Annotated in this window: 15 protein-coding genes; 2 read left to right on the top strand and 13 right to left on the bottom strand. The window is 45.4% G+C overall.

The window, feature by feature from the left end:
- Positions 1 to 300 precede the first annotated feature (300 nt).
- From cydC to JFN88_RS01045, 4 genes are read right to left on the bottom strand one after another with little or no spacing between them, the layout of a single operon-like run.
- Positions 301 to 2,031, bottom strand: coding sequence for a thiol reductant ABC exporter subunit CydC (cydC, locus tag JFN88_RS01060; protein ID WP_199017439.1), 1,731 nt, complete (start codon positions 2,029 to 2,031; stop codon positions 301 to 303).
- Positions 2,028 to 3,848, bottom strand: a complete 1,821-nt coding sequence (gene cydD, locus JFN88_RS01055) for a thiol reductant ABC exporter subunit CydD (protein ID WP_199017438.1) — start codon at positions 3,846 to 3,848, stop codon at positions 2,028 to 2,030. The genes cydC and cydD overlap by 4 nt, the downstream gene beginning before the upstream one ends.
- A 50-nt stretch (positions 3,849 to 3,898) precedes the next feature.
- Positions 3,899 to 4,915, bottom strand: coding sequence for a cytochrome d ubiquinol oxidase subunit II (locus JFN88_RS01050; RefSeq protein ID WP_199017437.1), 1,017 nt, complete (start codon positions 4,913 to 4,915; stop codon positions 3,899 to 3,901).
- Positions 4,912 to 6,276: a cytochrome ubiquinol oxidase subunit I gene (locus JFN88_RS01045; protein WP_199017436.1), complete on the bottom strand. Its 1,365-nt coding sequence runs from the start codon at positions 6,274 to 6,276 to the stop codon at positions 4,912 to 4,914. Before JFN88_RS01045 ends, JFN88_RS01050 begins: the two co-directional genes overlap by 4 nt.
- 354 nt (positions 6,277 to 6,630) lie before the next feature.
- Between JFN88_RS01045 and JFN88_RS01040 the strand changes: the two genes are divergently transcribed.
- Entirely contained in the window at positions 6,631 to 6,981 is a 351-nt protein-coding gene (locus JFN88_RS01040) for a hypothetical protein (protein WP_199017435.1), read from the top strand.
- 390 nt (positions 6,982 to 7,371) lie between these two features.
- A complete protein-coding gene (locus tag JFN88_RS01035) occupies positions 7,372 to 7,767 on the top strand; it encodes a VOC family protein (RefSeq protein WP_199017434.1) in 396 nt (131 codons plus the stop codon).
- A 576-nt stretch (positions 7,768 to 8,343) separates the two neighbouring features.
- On the opposite strand, the gene JFN88_RS01030 is transcribed toward JFN88_RS01035, so the two are convergent.
- The 9 genes from JFN88_RS01030 to JFN88_RS00990 all read right to left on the bottom strand — a co-directional run bounded on the left by JFN88_RS01030 (position 8,344) and on the right by JFN88_RS00990 (position 16,284).
- Positions 8,344 to 9,468 (bottom strand): SIS domain-containing protein, encoded by a 1,125-nt coding sequence (locus tag JFN88_RS01030; RefSeq protein ID WP_199017433.1) that lies wholly within the window; start codon positions 9,466 to 9,468, stop codon positions 8,344 to 8,346.
- Positions 9,469 to 9,485: 17 nt separating this feature from the next.
- Positions 9,486 to 10,247 carry a ThuA domain-containing protein gene (locus JFN88_RS01025; protein WP_199017432.1) on the bottom strand — a complete coding sequence of 254 codons (762 nt, stop codon included), beginning with the start codon at positions 10,245 to 10,247 and terminating at the stop codon, positions 9,486 to 9,488.
- A 23-nt stretch (positions 10,248 to 10,270) separates the two neighbouring features.
- On the bottom strand, positions 10,271 to 10,681 hold the full coding sequence (locus JFN88_RS01020; RefSeq protein WP_199017431.1) for a VOC family protein: 411 nt from the start codon (positions 10,679 to 10,681) through the stop codon (positions 10,271 to 10,273).
- Positions 10,682 to 10,689: 8 nt separating this feature from the next.
- On the bottom strand, positions 10,690 to 11,490 hold the full coding sequence (locus JFN88_RS01015; RefSeq protein ID WP_199017430.1) for a carbohydrate ABC transporter permease: 801 nt from the start codon (positions 11,488 to 11,490) through the stop codon (positions 10,690 to 10,692).
- Positions 11,483 to 12,427, bottom strand: coding sequence for a carbohydrate ABC transporter permease (locus tag JFN88_RS01010; protein WP_233167314.1), 945 nt, complete (start codon positions 12,425 to 12,427; stop codon positions 11,483 to 11,485). The genes JFN88_RS01015 and JFN88_RS01010 overlap by 8 nt, the downstream gene beginning before the upstream one ends.
- A 108-nt stretch (positions 12,428 to 12,535) precedes the next feature.
- Positions 12,536 to 13,816 carry an ABC transporter substrate-binding protein gene (locus tag JFN88_RS01005; RefSeq protein WP_199017429.1) on the bottom strand — a complete coding sequence of 427 codons (1,281 nt, stop codon included), beginning with the start codon at positions 13,814 to 13,816 and terminating at the stop codon, positions 12,536 to 12,538.
- A 59-nt stretch (positions 13,817 to 13,875) separates the two neighbouring features.
- A complete protein-coding gene (locus tag JFN88_RS01000; RefSeq protein ID WP_199017428.1) occupies positions 13,876 to 14,652 on the bottom strand; it encodes a sugar phosphate isomerase/epimerase family protein in 777 nt (258 codons plus the stop codon).
- Positions 14,652 to 15,293: a ThuA domain-containing protein gene (locus JFN88_RS00995; protein WP_199017427.1), complete on the bottom strand. Its 642-nt coding sequence runs from the start codon at positions 15,291 to 15,293 to the stop codon at positions 14,652 to 14,654. The genes JFN88_RS01000 and JFN88_RS00995 overlap by 1 nt, the downstream gene beginning before the upstream one ends.
- Positions 15,294 to 15,324: 31 nt before the next feature.
- Positions 15,325 to 16,284, bottom strand: a complete 960-nt coding sequence (locus tag JFN88_RS00990) for an ROK family protein (protein ID WP_199017426.1) — start codon at positions 16,282 to 16,284, stop codon at positions 15,325 to 15,327.
- Positions 16,285 to 16,287: the final 3 nt, after the last annotated feature.

Genomic DNA, 16,287 nt, shown 5'->3' with positions numbered 1-16,287 from the left:
GTCAGGCCAGTTTCATCCGCCATTTAATATCAAATTAAGATAATTAATTATCGTTATTAGATAATAACATCTCCTAAACGATTCGACAAGATATTTTTCCAATTAATCCAATAGGAAATGAAAAATATTTGTGTTTCTAAAGAAATTGCCACCCGCATGTGCGCGGCAATCAGGGATTGCAATCTGCTTGGTCGTTTATTGTGTTTCATGATGGTCATCCTCGCAGTTTCCTTTATTTTGCACAGTTGGGTATAAACAATACAAAAAAAAGCAGTAGCGCAGACTAGGAACAAGACCGTCCTAGACTTCGCACTGCTCACCTACCATTTGCAGCTCAATTTGCTTCATTTCATAAAAATAGCCCTTTTGCTCCATTAGCTCTGCATACGTGCCCGCTTCCATGATTCTTCCATGGTCCATGACCACGATTCGGTCCATTTCTTCCAAGCCGGTCAACCGATGGCATATCAGAATAAGCGTATCATCCCGTGCCTGTGACAACAGTTGTCTGAAGACGAGCCGCTCGGTAATATAATCCAGTGAAGACGTCGGTTCATCCAAAAACCATAAACGTCCTTTCCGGAGCATTGCCCGGGCAAGGGCAATGCGTTGCTTCTCTCCATCCGACAAGTTCTCCCCCTTCTCATAAACTGCATCGTCCAGAGATTTATTCGTCAGCTGCGCTTTATCCAGTATGGCGGACAACGCTTGGTCGGTATAACGCTCCTCGCCCAGCAGCAGATTGTCCCGAATCGTTCCCCGAAAAAAATGACTGTACTGCATTACAACATTTGAAGCTTGCCAAATGCTCGCATCATCCAGTTGATCAATCGAAACATCGTTTATACGAATCTGGCCGGATGTCGAGGCACGCAGCTTGAGCAGCAACTCAATGATCGTTGTTTTCCCTGATCCGCTCGGTCCGACAATGGCCGTTTTTGATCCCGCGGGAAAATGCAGGGAAACGTCTCTGAGTGCAGGACGCCATTCATCTTCATATTGAAACGAAACCCCGCATAACTCCAACGAAACGGCCTGATTACCGGATAGGATAGCGGTTGGCTGCGGTGCTTGCACGTCAGCAGCAAGAACTGTTTCCGCAAGCCGCTTTGCCGCATGCTCGCTATCCTGTTTATAAGCAGGCAGTGTGGCCATCGGAGCAGCTTCTTCAAACACCGTAAGCGAAGTCATGACCAGCATAGCCAGAAACACGCCGGCAAACGAACCGTTCATAATCAAATAAGCGCCCAGTACCAACACACCCCAGGAAATGAGATACATCACAAAAGCATGCAGCGATTGCCCCCGCAGCAAGTGTACGGCAGATGCCTGCTGTTCCTCTGATAGTGCTGACGAGGCATGCTGCAACTGCTCTTCCCGCTTATTCAGCTGTCCATATACTTTTAAGTCGCGGAACCCGTAAAGCAATTCAGTCACTTCAGTTGAAAACACCGTTCGTTGTCGGCGAACACGTCCATGCACCTTCCTCAGCCCAAGCAACACAAGCCCCGGAACCACAAAAGCCGCAGCCAGCATTCCCACCACAAACAAACAGGCAATCCAGATCGAAAAGGCGGACGTATACAATACCGTAGCCAAAAACACCATGACAACGATGATTGGGGGATAAGCAACGCGCAAAAAATAATGCTGCAGGCTTTCTACATCGCCAACGATTCGCGCAAGCAGCTCACCACTCCGCTTCTTGCCTAGTATCCCTGGCGTTAAAGGAATAAGCTTGGCAAAAAACGATGTGCGCAAGCGGCTGAGCAGAGAAAACGTTGCCCGATGGGCATACAAGCGTTCAGCGTATCGGCTGGCCGCCCGGAGCAGACCCAGTATTTTTACCAGGGACGTCAGCACAATCAAGGTATAGAGTGGCGGGGCGAATACCGTCTTTGAAATGAGATATCCACTAAGCGAAAAGAGGCTTACGCCCGCGATGCCGGCAATGAATCCGCCGATGATGGCCATGGCAATATCCTTACGTTCCTGAATCATCGCCTTCGTTAGAATAGCCAGTTCATTCATGCGAAGCCCCCCTTCCGATGGGCATCCACCATTTCGGCATATTCGGGCAGACAATCAAGAAGCTCCTCATGCCGCCCGCAGCCCAGCAGAGTTCCATCGCCCATAAACATGATGTTGTCGGCATTTCTTATCGTATACAATCGGTGCGCCACGGTTATCATGGTTGCCTTGCTTGCAAGCAAGGCAATGGACTGCTGCAGGACGCGTTCGGTTTGCAAATCCAATCCCACCGTGGGTTCATCAAATAAAATGACGGCTGGCCGCTTCAAAAAAGCGCGTGCCAGCGCAAGCCGCTGCTTCTCCCCGCCTGACAACCCCCTGCCTCCTTCGCCGACAAGGGTGTCATAGCCATGCTCAAGTTCGGATGCGACCGCAGCAAGCCCGGCGGCTGCAGCCGCCTGAACGACGTCATCCCTTGAGACGGCCCGACCCGCGCCTATCGCGATATTGTCAGCAAACGTACCGGCAAATATATAAGGATGCTGCGTAATGTAGCTCACATGGCCAAACCATGAATCCTCATCGTAATGCATAAGCGGAGTTCCGTTTACAAGCACTTCTCCCGATGACGGCTTCAGCAGTCCGGCAATGAGATGCATCAAGGTTGTTTTGCCGGACCCGCTTTTCCCGACAATGGCAATATGCTTCCCAGGTCCAAACGAAATGTTACCCACTGCAAGCTCGAAGGAATCCGGCGCATACCGAAACCGGACATCCCTCAGCTCAATGATTGGCGGCATCCGGGTCAAACTCATATCGTCGCTCCCTGGCTTGTTCGCCGTAATCATCCTGTCGGCCCCGCTTATTCCATCCGTAATTCCGCCATCCTCCCGCCTAGGATTTACTGCTCCTTCATCCCGGGTTCCCGCAAGCATCTCTTCCACCTTACCGATTGCCCCCATGCTGGTACGACCGCTGTGAAAAGCAGTACCCGTATTTTTTAACAGACTGTAAAACTCGGGCGCCAGCAGCAGGATCAAAAAGGCGGTGTGGAAGGAGAGCGATTTGAAAATCAGCAATTGAAGCGCCAGCTCAAGCGCAACAATGCCGATGCCAAGCATTACGATGGATTCCAGCATGAAAGTGTTGGTAAACGCGATTCGCAAAATGTCCATCGTCGCATCCCGGTATCCAATGCTGCTGCGTTCAATCTCCTGCTCATGTTGACGCGCCCGACCGAACAGCTTCAACGAAACGAGTCCTTGAAGAGAGTCGAGAAACGTGCCGGAAAATTCGGCCAGCTGCGCAAACTTCTCCTCGGATTTGTTCTTTGTTTTGAGCCCCACCAGTATCATGAATATCGGGATAAAGGGGGCGGTAACCAGCATGATGAATCCGGAATTCATATGTTGGGTAAAAACAACGACCAATATCAGAATAGGAATAACGGCAGCTTCCATCATTCGCGGCATATACTGGCTGAAATAACTGTCCGCCTCATCCACGGCATCCAGCGCCACACTCACCTTCCCGCCCGTTTGCCCGCGAAGCGCCGCCGGCATGGAGGCTCTGGTCAGCTTTCGCAGCAACGCTGCCCGCATATCCGTTTTGGCGCTGGCAGCCATCCGCAAACCGATACGCCCATTTCCATACGACAGCAACGTACGCGCAGCCATGACGGCCAGCAAAATGCCAAGAATGACCGCAACCGACGAAAAAGAAGCACGCTGCACAAATATCTTCTCAACCGATTCCGCGAGCAATGCTGCCTGGCCAACAATAGCTGCACCGAGCGCAAGAGACATGCCCCCCAAGAGAACAAGGCGTTTCCTTTGCGCGGACATTTGCTCAGAGATCAAACCCGTTTTCTTTTTCACGATGAGTCCCCTCCTTTATAGCTAATTCTGCATATCATCCACGCGTTGGTTTATTTTTTGCCTTTTACATAATCCGCATCAAACAGAAACAGCCTGAAGACCAGAATAAGGGACGGAATCAGCAGGAAGAGGCCGCCGACAAAGGCAATCACCAGTGCAACGCCCATCGATTCGTGCGTAGCGCCGCCTTGAATGGTAATATACGGGTCCAGAATATAAGGATATTGCCCGATGCCGTAAGCAAAAAAGGCACAAAAAAACTGCAGCATGACACAGATGAAGGCCAGCCCATAACGGCGTCCGTTGTACAGCAGCCACACGGATATCATAAAAAAACCAACGGAAAGCGCCAGCAGCCACCATAAATCCATCATGTTTTGAAAATGCCGCCCATTGTGTTGAGAGAGATAAATAAATGCCGTTAGTGCGGCAATGATGGTTGGCATGCTCCAAAATAAGGCATAGGTCCGCATCAACTTAAGCGCTGGTTGATCGCCCGCTCGGGAAGCATAATAGGACAGGAACGAACCACTAATAAACAGCACCGATACAATGGCCAATGCGACGATGCTCCAGGATAACGGGCTGATCATCAGCGCCAAATAATCCAGAGAAACCGTCCCGCCTTCTTCCATAATAAAACCGCCTTCGGAAAGGGTCAGCGCTACCGACAAAGAAGCCGGAATCAGCAAACCCGTTGCTCCATATAAAAACAGGTAGACGATATTTTCTTTGGAGCCGTAATTCTCAAATGCGTAAAAGGAGCCGCGAATAGCCAGCAGAATAATAGCGATACTTCCCGGAACAAGCAGGGCAGAGCCATAATAGTAGGCCGTGTCGGGGAAAAAACCGACGATACCCACGAAGAAAAACACAAAAAATACATTCGTAATCTCCCAAACCGGGGATAAATAACGGGAGATCAAACGATTGATCAAGTGATCCTGTTTCGTCAGGCGAGCATAGAAGGCAAAAAAACCGGCACCGTAATCTATGGAGGCCACGATCAAATAGCCGTATAAAAACAGCCAAAGCACCGAAATGCCTATCAATTCATAATTGATCATACCGACTCACCCTTTTGCATAGATTGTTTATTCTTTTCGTTCAACAACTTCTCCAGCTCCACTTCAACCGGTTTATGACGGAATAAGCGCCTTAGTACAAAGACACACATGACGCCCAATACAATATACAGAAGCAGAAAAACGAAAAAGAGAATTCTCACATTCGGCGATGAAGTGGCCGCTTCCTCTACTCGCATATATCCCCGGATAATCCACGGCTGCCGCCCGACTTCTGCGTAAAACCAGCCCAGCTCAACTCCTAAAAACCCCAGCAAGGCACTAAGTACAATGGATCGAAGTATCCATTTATTCAACTCATTGCGTTTTTTCCAGATCGAAAACAGGAAATACAGGAGAGCGACGCCCAACATTACAAAACCGATTCCGGCCATGAGGTCAAACAGATAGTGCACGAGAAGCGGCGGTCGTTCATCGATAGGAAACTCCTCCAGCCCCTTAACCTCGGCATCAAAGTCGCCAAATGCCAGAAAGCTGAGCGCCTTCGGAATGTGAAGCGCTCCGATTACCTCCTGTTCGGCATTGAGCCAGCCCAACAATATCAAATCCGCACCGCTTTCCGTTTCGAAATGCCATTCTGCGGCCGCCAGCTTCTCCGGTTGATGCTCCGCCAGGAACTTGGCCGACATATCTCCTGCCAGGGTTGTCAGCAAGCTGAAGACGAGAACAACACCCATCATCAGCTTCAATGCTTTCTTGTAATACAAGGACACCCCTTTTCTTAGAATAACGTAGGCCGCAATTCCAGCCAGCAAGGCAGCTCCTGTCAAATAGGCTGAGGACAATACATGGAATACCTTTGAGGGGGTCGCCGTATTAAACATCGCCTGCAAGGGATTCACTGCCGTAAAGTGGCCGTCTTCCATGACAAAGCCTCCGGGCTGATTCATAAATCCATTCACCGTCGTAATAAAAAAAGCGGACATACTAGCCCCGGCTACAACGGGTAAAGTCAGAAGCCAGTGGATATACGGATTGCGGAAACGGTCCCACGTGTACAAATAAATCCCCAGAAAGATGGCTTCAAAAAAGAATGCAAAAACCTCCATGAATAAAGGCAGAGCGATCACATTTCCTGCCAATTGCATAAAATTCGGCCAAACCAATGCCAGTTGTAAAGCAATCGCTGTTCCGGTCACCACGCCCACTGCCACAGAAATGACAAATCCTCGCGTCCATCGTTTGGCCATCAGAATGTAATGCGGGTCCTTCTTTCGTATACCTACGAATTCGGCAATGGCAATCATTAGCGGAACACCAACGCCAACCGTCGCAAAAATGACATGAAACGCCAGTGTCAGTCCCGTCAACCATCTGCTCCACAGCACAGTATCTATCATCACAATAGCTGTCTCCTTTCAAATACGGTTATTAATGGATCAGGGTGGAGCCCTTCAAACTAAAACTATAATAACGAAGTAATCTCTCCATGTAATCATTAAAGCTGCTATGTTCGAAATAGAATCAAATCTTTCTGACAACTCGGTGAAAAATGATAAAACTACTCCTTCGAGTCATTGTTTGAGTAGCCCGTGTATGGTATTTAAAACAAAATGCTTCTCATGTACATGCTCATGATTATGAAGCAGAGTCAATCCTGATCATACATTTCTATCAATATATACATTGACACATTCGAAATAGAAATATAGAATAAAAATGTAATATATATACTAATTTTGAAAGGGAGTGTAATTGTGAGAAAGTTTTCTGTAATCATCATTATGATGATCATGTTGTTGTCCTTATCGTCCATCGCTTCAGCTGGAACATCAGCGCCTTTCTATCTCCAAGGTAATGTTTCCTACAAGTTTACCGCCTACAATCCGAGTTTTAATGGGCATGGATCTGTTCAAATTACGTTGCTCAGAGTCACCCCGAACGGCGACGTTCCGGTAGGCTCCAACTCCGTTACTGTGCGCCCGCTTGAGACAACAACGCAAAAACTGCTATTAGCTTCCAACCTCCCGCCAGATTACTACAAAGTGAGAGTTACGGTTTCTTTTGGCACCGTTAATGTTTACTCGGATCAACTGATTCAAGAGTGACCCTTTAAACGAGCAACTATACTAAAACTGCAGGACGACAGCTCTATGCTGTCGTCTTTTTATCTTTGAAATTGGGCTCAAAACCAAAACTAGTGGTTGACCTCTAGGTGGAGGGACGCTGCGTGGCAGAGGATTCTTCCGATCGCTGTTAAAGCCCGATTCCTTTATAGGATAGAGACTAGCAGGGGGAATCGGGCTTTAAAGGCGACCACGTTCGTTTCTCCAGAATTCCTCTGCCCCTTCGCTGCTATCTCCTCAATGTCAACCACTAATTTTTAGATTGCGCCTGAAATTGTTTAGAAAAATCTTGGCTCCATTTTAATATTCCCAGAAAAATCAGGAAAGTATATTATTGAGGTATGTATGAAGTCAAAAACATAGGAGGACATTATGGGAAGACTTGTTCATTTCGAAATTCATGTTGAGGACATGGAGCGTGCTAAAACATTTTATAGCGAGGTATTTGGGTGGACATTCGAGGATTGGAGCGAGTATGCCGGAATGCCTTATTTCGGTGCGGTGACTGGCGATGCGGATCAACTCGGCATCAACGGGGCGCTGGTTCAGCGTAGAGGAGATTCTCCCCAACCCGGTCAGGCTGTGAATGGTTATGCATGTACGATGGGAGTAGAAGACTACGATTCTACGGCAACCAACATTTTAAATCTTGGCGGCAAGCTCGCACTGCCAAAGTATGCATTGCCGGGGATGGCATGGCAAGGGTATTACATCGATACCGAAGGAAACATTTTTGGTATTCATCAGCCGGATAAGAATGCAAAGTAGAATTTTTTAACCACTAGAGTTGTATGCAAACTATCAAAACAGCAAATGGAGCAGCATCTACAGTCGTTTCCGGCGGTAGGGGAAATCTGGCGTTTTTGACCGCATGTAATACACGAACATCGTCTTCTTGTATAGGGTACAGAGATAGAGTTCGTGTATTACAAATTTTTTTGGAAGAAAGGAAAAAATATGTTATTTATATTAAAAAAATCAACTTTTTGGCTCGGAATAGCAAGCTTAATCATATGTTTGTTCGACATTTGGAAAACTTTAAATGCACCCACTATATTTTATGTAGGAGTGGGAGCGTTTGAATCATTTAACCATTGGTTTTTGAAATTTGACAAATTCGATCTTGACATTGAAAGTGCAAGTATATCAGCAAAAATTCCGGCTTATATCGTTCATTTTATTACTTTCACTGTTGCTGGAATGATAATTGATAAGATTGTCACTACTATTCAAACACTTCGGGGCAAGACGAATCAAAAGTAAATATTCGAATGGGCAAATCTTTATTAGAATGAATGACTTTGCCCCGCCGCACTACACATCATTCTTGACAATCTGTTATGCCTATACATAATCCCCGGGAGCCGTTTTACTGCTCATCGCCACTCCAAAATCTGTATAAATTCGTTGACTAAGATTGTTCCCTCTTCCTTCGGCAATATGATATGCAAGCACTTGGAACGGTACAATCAGCACAAGCGGCGCAATCCATTCACTAATGGAAAGCTCCAGCCCAATGGTACGAGGATCGCTTGAGGCTTCCAGCACAATTCCGTACGTATACGGTGTAATTTTGCTTTCATATTGCTTCAAGCGAATTAAACGATCCCTCACCTTGCTATCCGTCTCAACGAAGAAGATTCGATGTTCCTGATTAACCTCCAAATAAGGACCGTGCATAAATGCCTCCAGCTCCACCCCTCTCGAAGGTACACGTACAGTCTCAATAAACTTCGTTTCAAACTCATTGATTGTTCCTACAGCAGGGCCACATGCGATTACAGTAAATTTAGGCGCTGTTAGAAGCTCATCCTTAAACTGCTCATAGAAGCTCTCTGTCTTCGCAATAATGCTATTGATGGAACTGCATGCAAGGTTGAACTGATTGATCTGCTCGGCAACTTCATCCGAGGAAAGCTTGCCGCTTAGATCGGCAATGCGCAATCCTGCAAGCATCAATGTCAATGTTGTAGCTGTAAATCCTTTTGTCACATAGCCAACTCTCTCTTTTCCGCAGCCTACATCTACCATAAGATCAGCAACCTCGGACATTGCACTATGCACATCACTGGATAATGCTGCAATCGGAAGACCGCTTTCTTTCTTGATTCTTTCAAGTGCGCCAATCGTAGATGTGCTTTGACCGCTTTGCGATACACCGGCAATATAATCGATATGATCGGACAACTGATCATAATTCGTGAAATGGAACGGTTCTCTAATATCTAAAATAGCGCCTGTCATTTTCTCGATATAGTATCTGGCACTTTGAGCAGCGTTTATGCTGGAGCCAGTAGCAAGCACTAGCCAGTGCTTTTTTCCGAGAGCCTGTCTAGCCATTTCATCCACATTATTTGGATAGCGGCTTAAAATTTGCTTCGTCGTCTGCTCCTGCTCTAACGTATACGACATCATCGTTGGTTTAGCTTCCACCCATATCCTCCTCACCCGTCTCTCAATGCTGAACATAATTGATCGATCTATTTCTATGTGCAGTGTGTAAGGTCTTCACGTGGGTCGCCTGACAGATGACCATCACCCTTTTGCACAACCATTCCTTGATTAGGGGCCATAAATTTCGCTGCATTACGAAGCACTTGACGAATTTCCTCCTGATAGTAGATCGGGAATGTCTCATGTCCTGGTGTAAATCCAAACACCTTGCCACGACCGCGATCATAAAGCACTCCGCTGCGGCAAACGTCTCCACCTTCCCACCATGCGATAAACAACAGCTTATCGGGGTCCGGAATAAACATAGGCTCGCCATACATTTCATCCTTGGGAATGTCGATGCAATCTGCTATGCCTTGGCAGATCGGGTGACCTGGTGTAATGACCCACAATCTCTCCCTCTCACCCTTTGGCATTGTACGGAAACGGCCCCAATCGCCTGCTTCAAATTCAATACCTAACAGGCGCTGCCACGGCTTCGAGAACGCAGCGGAATGAAGCGCTACAAAGCCCATGCCATCTTGCACAACACGCTTGCAAACAGCGTTTACCACTCGATCATCTACTAGATGATTATCAATATGACTCCACCAGAACAGAACATCCGTTCCATCCAGCACCTCATCATTCAGCCCATGCATAGGCATATCTTGCGTTGCAATCGTAACATCAAATTCACTGTCATCAAAGGCTCCTGCAATCGCAGCATGCATTCCCTCAGGATATACACTTTTTACTGGCTCATGCTTGTCTTGATTATGCTCACAAAAAACGGTTACCCGGATTTTTCTCATAATAAGTTCCCCTTTTTAATGATCTATTGCTCAGAATCAAGCTCTTGTATAAATTCAATTTCTTCTCCATCAAATCCGATAACATATGCAAAATACATATATACCGGCTTTGGCTTTGCTTCCATAATATCCGCATAGGTAGGTTCAAGCTTAGGCTTGCCTCCCGCTGCAATGGCTCGTTGATAGCTCGCCTGAATATCGTCGGTTCGAATAGCAACATGCAGCCAGCGCCCCGTTGGCGGCGTGTCCTCTTGGCCGCCCTCAAAAACCTCGATACAAGCACCGTCGCCCATATCCATCATATAAACTCGCTTGTCACGCCCCCATATATGCTTAACCGTGAAGCCCAGGCCCTCCTGATAAAACTTTATCGTTTGATCAAAATGATAAGAGGTCATGCCAATATGGTGGACACTTGGTTTTGTATTTGTCATCTATGATCCTATCCTTTCACTGCTCCTGCAACGGAGTTAATATAGTTTTTTTGGAAAAATACAAACACGATTATAATCGGAACGATCGAAATAATCGTTGCTGCGGCAATATAACCAAATTGGAAGTTAAACGCCCCTTTAAGATTGTTAAGTGCGGCTGCGATCGGATATTTATCGGAATCAAGTACAATGATCGGCCATAGAAAGTTATTCCATTTGTTAATAAAATCAAAAATAATGACTGTAGATACGGTAGGCATAATTTGAGGAACCATTACGCGATACCAAATTTTAATTTCGGATGCGCCGTCAATTCTTGCAGCCTCCAATACTTCATTCGATATGGAGAAATACGCTTGACGAAATAGAATGATACTAAATACCGTCACAGAGCTTGGGATAATAACAGCCCAGTAGCTTCCCATCATACCCAGTGCGCCTACTGTAATATAATTGACAATCAATCCTGCGGCGGCGGGAAGAATTTGCGTGACTAATAGAGCAGAGATAATCAGTTTTTTTCCGTAAAAATCAAATTTTGCAAGCGGATAGGCACATAATGATGCAAAACCTACATCCAGCAAAATTCCAAAGAAGGTCATATATAATGTGTTCCATATATATTTATGAAGTTGCAGAAATTCTACAACCCCCACATAGTTTGCAAAAGTTGGATGTTTAGGTATCAATGCCATCTCATAAATGTTTTCACTCCCCTTAAAGGAAGTGCTTAACATCCAGAAGAAAGGCCCTGCACAAATAATCGCTACGACAATTAAGATGACATATAAGAGCGCTTTTTTAGCCATTGCCCGATCCGCCTTTTCTTCCGTAAATAAAAATCAATACGCTGAAAAGTGTTGTAATTATACTCATTACTAATCCTGCTGCAGCAGAATATCCAAATTCAAAGGATTGGAAAGCCTTGTTATACGTATAGAGATTCATAACCATCGTTGCTCCATCTGGTCCGCCCTTTGTCATTGCAAATACAACATCGAATACGCCAAGCGCTGCGAGTAAGCTAAATAGTGTACAGAACCAGATGTAAGGCTGTAGCATTGGAAGTGTAATCTTAAAGAACGTTACCGCTTTGCTCGCACCATCAATCATTGCCGATTCATTCAGCTCAGCCGGCACCGACTGAAGACCAGCCAAATATAGCATCATATAGTAACCAAGACCTTGCCACACCGTTACAAACATAAGGGAAAATAACGCGTATTTTGTATCAGCTAAAAAGTAAATCGGAGATTTAATGAGCCCCATATCAAGCAATAGACTGTTAATGATTCCATCTTGATTAAAGATAAAGCTCCACATAATAGAAATCGCGATCATAGATGTAATAACCGGAATGTAATACATGACTCTAAAAAATACAATGCCTCGCAACTTTGTATTTACGAGCACTGCCAACAAAATAGATAGAATTTGCAAGACAGGCACACACGCCACGAAAATTGCAGAGTTTTTCATCGCTATCCAGAAGCCCTGATCCTGGAAAGCACGCTTGAAATTATCAAGCCCTACGTAATGCGTTTCTCCTATTGCTGAATAGTCTGTAAACGCTAGTGGTATGCTGTATACGATTGGATAGATAACAAATAGCGCTACTAGAATTAACGCTGGCGCCATGAAAAAATAAGCAATAAAGGTCAATCGAAGCTTTTTATTTATTTTTTTCGCTGGCCTATCGTTATTCTCTGTAGGGATATGGCTTGATGCGGCGTTAATACCTGCCATATGATTCATCTCCTTCATGGTGTAGTCCGCTACTCTCATCGAAACATGAGGGCAAACTTAAAGATGAATCTGACAGACTGCTTGGCGGTCTGTCAGATTCCATACAGCTTATTTCAACAATTCATTCACTTTAATTTCCACTTCATTCAGTACAGTTTGAGGGTCCTTATTCGCTTGCATAATGGATTCAAACATACTATTAACTGCAGCAGTTACTTCACTTTCCTTCTCTACACCAAGACCTAAATCGAAGCTTACTGCCGTTGCTTTAGCAGCCTCAGCACGTGCCTTGCCGCCCAATGTTTCTGTATCTGATGTGAAGAATGGATCTTCGGATGCTGTTTTAGTTGTTGGCATAATTGCTGCAAGCTTGGCAAACTCCAATAAATATTTGTCACTCGCTACAAATGTCGCAAAGCGAATTGCTTCCTCTTGATGCTTCGACGCTTTAGGAATAGCTAGGCTTTGCAGAGCGCCTTGTGCAATTCCAGCACTCCCCAGAAGCGGTGCTCCTACAGCAGTTTTACTAACAGAGCCTGGAGATTCATTTTCAATTCGTGTTACTGTTTGTGCACCAAGGCTGATTAGAGCCAGCTTATCCTGTGCATATAGCTTGATCATTTGATCCCAGCTATTCCAATCTGTCTTCGGCATCCAGCCCTCATTTACACCTGTTTTAATTTCAGTTAGAAGCTCAAGAGCTTCAGGCGTGTTAAATGCTGCTGATTTTTTGTCATCGCTTAAAATCTGAATGCCGTTACTATATAGAACCTGTGCCATTTCGTTAGGGATATACAGAAATGCACCTGTTTTTTCTTTCATTTGCTTTGCCATCGCAAGCATTTCTTTATAGTTGCTTGGAGGAGCATCAAATCCCGCTTTTTTGATTAGTTCTGTATTGTAGGTTGAAATTGGAGGCGTCACATACCAAGGAACACCGTACATTCCTTCTCCCATCATGTTGGATTTCGTAAGACTTTCAAGATAAGGAGCTAATTGTTCCGCGCTTGCACTTTTATTCAAATCAACAAGAGCATTTTTACCAGCCATACCAAGCAGCAGCGTCGTCCATATATTTACAACATCTGGCGCCTTGCTGCCAGCAATTTGTGCAACCAGTTTGGATTGCATTGCATCATACGGCAGATCTGTCCATTTAATTTTGATTCCTTCATTTTGGCTTTCAAAATCTTTAATAATACCTGTAATATACTCTGTAAAGGTAGGCTGCAGGGATAGCGTCCAGAATTCCAGCGTTACTGTCGATTTCTTTTCGCCCTCGCCCTTGGGGTTTTCTTTATTTCCATTTGTTGATGGAGATGATGCGCCACAAGCTGCTAACACAAAAAGCAAGGTCAATGTCATTAAGATAGCTAATGTTTTTTTCATTTCCCTATTCCCCCAATTTGATTTACATCAAAGTCATCCTGTTTCTTAAACGTGTTCATTCAAACCATGAACAGCCTCATGCTTTTCAAATCACGTTCAGCAACCCCAAGCTTATCACCCAATGTTTCTGCTTCATTTTCAATTGCTAGCCATTGACAATACTCACTCTCACACTGCTCGATAATCTTTGGCCAGGAATTAAGATCGCCTGGTGAGGCTATTGCGGTTTCAATCCCCCCTTCCAAGCTAAACGGTTTCGCGTGTACAACCTTGATTCTTCCTGCTGCTTCCTGCAGAGCCTTGACGGGATCATAGTGACCCTCTAAGCAATTTCCAGTATCCAGCTCCATGAAAATAGTCGGTTTTGTATGCTCAAGCAGTATATTCCATGGCGTAATGCCATTGAAATCATCCTCAAATTCGTGTGCATGCGTATGGTAGCCGAGTGTCATGCCAGCAGCTTCAACCTTCTCTGCAATCTCATTCATTTTTTTAGCGTGTGCAAGCCAGGTTTCCTTTGTATTTTCCTCTGCAGTATGTGCTACACTCCAAGGACCGCCTAAACAAGGAATAATTATATTTGGATTCCCTAGCTCTTTGTGATATTGAATGGTTTCCTCGATCGTATCAGCTTGCAGCAGCTTCCACTCGACATGCCATCCGCAGATTTCTAATTCGTACTCCTTAAGGAGTCGCTTCACCTCAACTGCAGGCCAGTTCGCTTCGCCATAGAACTCAACACCCTGATACCCGATCTGTTTTATTGCAGCCAGTGTATGTTCCAGACTTTGCTGAACTTCACCATATACGGTATACATCGCAAGAGCTAATTTCATTATGCTTCGCTCCCTGTTAGCCAGTTGATCGTGTTCGTTGCCAGCTTGAGCATTTCTGGATCATTTTGCATTTCTAGCGTATGCCCTTGGCTTATTCCAGCCACTTTCCCTGCACCATATGAGTGACACCATACACTAGCAGCCGTAATATCAACTGAAGTTGCACAAGCAAGAAGATTCGTACGAGAGATATCAATCTGACAGAAGTAATGCTCATCCTTTTGTGTAAATGGCAATACTCCTTTTGTTATAGGATGCTCTACATTTGAGAGCGGTACGACTGTAACTGGAGTTTGTTCCGGATGATGGACAAAACGACCTGAATTCAGCTTTAGATAGAATGGGCTTTGTTCGTCAATCAGCACCAGACCTGCATGGTAAAAAAGAATACCCATTCCATCTTTAACCTTATGGATAACAAGCTCTTGCTCATCAAATGTAATGTCCGCTTCTCCATCAGGACGACCGTTTGTATAAAGAATTGCAAGGTCAGGTCTTTGCTCCATCTCAATGAGATCACGCAGGCGATCTGTCGCAGTAACCTCCCATTCTTCAGAAGCAAACAGCTTTTCAACCGCAGGAGCAATGACTTCTTTTGGATGATAGAAATCATTCCAGATAATAACGACCTGTTTTTTCATTGCATGTACACTCCTTTTAGCTTAATAATGATTAGGATCTATTTTCCAGCTTCGTAAAGCCTACTGCCGCTGCTCCGATTAAACCAACGCTTGCCGGGTCCAGGCTTGATAGCTGAACTCCTTTATGAACCGCTTTTATTACACGGATATGAAGGCGTTTGGGCAACTCTCTACGCATCCATTCACTTCCTGCTAGCCCTCCGCCTAATAGAACAAGCTCGGGATTTGTTACACGAACCAAATTAATAATGAGTTCAGATGCCGCATCCACCGCATCATGAGCAATAAGCACTGCAAGCGGATCACCTTCATCAGCCAGATCAAAGATTTGCTTCGCTCCTACAAACCCAAGCTCGGCCTGCTTAAGCAGCGGCGACTCTGGATATCGCTGACCCAGTAAGCGGATTCTTCGATCCATGCCCCCGCCTGAGGCAAGCGCCTCTGCGCAGCCAAACCGGCCACATACACAAGGCGTATTGCTTTTATAATTGACAGATAAATGACCAATCTCGCCAGAATCATTCTGATAGCCCCGAATTAATTTGCCTCCAGCGACAAAACCAGCAGCAATTCCTGTACCTAAATTCAAATATATGAAGTCACTGCTGTTTTGTCCCAGACCGAACCTTAGCTCAGCTTGTGTTGCTGCCTTTACATCATTATCGATGACGACCGCCATTTCAAAGCGTTCCTCTAATACTCGAGCTATCGCAATCGGATGTTTGCGATCTGGATCAATCATGATCCATTGGCCACTGTTTGGATCGACAAGACCTACAATGCCCAGGCCCATGACCTCAGGATAGGGCTCAACAAATCCAACAGTAGTCATGTAATCTTCCAACGATTGAAGTATAAGCTCAAGTGCTTGCTCCTGATTCAGAAAGCCTGAGGGAAACTGCTTTGACCGCAGTATTTCCCCCGACTCATTCACCTGACCAATGAGAAGCTTTGTACCTCCAAGATCGATTCCAAGTACCGTACTTCCCAAATC

Origin of the sequence: Paenibacillus roseus (assembly GCF_016424485.1) — a bacterium.
GTDB lineage: Bacteria > Bacillota > Bacilli > Paenibacillales > Paenibacillaceae > Paenibacillus_D > Paenibacillus_D roseus.
The sequence above is the reverse complement of the archived record's forward strand: the minus strand, read 5'-3'. Positions and strand labels throughout refer to the sequence as shown.

Bases quoted from the DNA above. Each gene is read 5' to 3' on its own strand.
- cydC (WP_199017439.1), bottom strand. From the start codon at position 2,031: ATGAATGAACTGGCTATTCTAACGAAGGCGATGATTCAGGAACGTAAG.
- JFN88_RS01050 (WP_199017437.1), bottom strand. From the start codon at position 4,915: ATGATCAATTATGAATTGATAGGCATTTCGGTGCTTTGGCTGTTTTTA.
- JFN88_RS01035 (WP_199017434.1), top strand. From the start codon at position 7,372: ATGGGAAGACTTGTTCATTTCGAAATTCATGTTGAGGACATGGAGCGT.
- JFN88_RS01030 (WP_199017433.1), bottom strand. From the start codon at position 9,468: ATGTTCAGCATTGAGAGACGGGTGAGGAGGATATGGGTGGAAGCTAAA.
- JFN88_RS01025 (WP_199017432.1), bottom strand. From the start codon at position 10,247: ATGAGAAAAATCCGGGTAACCGTTTTTTGTGAGCATAATCAAGACAAG.
- JFN88_RS01020 (WP_199017431.1), bottom strand. From the start codon at position 10,681: ATGACAAATACAAAACCAAGTGTCCACCATATTGGCATGACCTCTTAT.
- JFN88_RS01015 (WP_199017430.1), bottom strand. From the start codon at position 11,490: ATGGCTAAAAAAGCGCTCTTATATGTCATCTTAATTGTCGTAGCGATT.
- JFN88_RS01010 (WP_233167314.1), bottom strand. From the start codon at position 12,427: ATGGCAGGTATTAACGCCGCATCAAGCCATATCCCTACAGAGAATAAC.
- JFN88_RS01005 (WP_199017429.1), bottom strand. From the start codon at position 13,816: ATGAAAAAAACATTAGCTATCTTAATGACATTGACCTTGCTTTTTGTG.
- JFN88_RS01000 (WP_199017428.1), bottom strand. From the start codon at position 14,652: ATGAAATTAGCTCTTGCGATGTATACCGTATATGGTGAAGTTCAGCAA.
- JFN88_RS00995 (WP_199017427.1), bottom strand. From the start codon at position 15,293: ATGAAAAAACAGGTCGTTATTATCTGGAATGATTTCTATCATCCAAAA.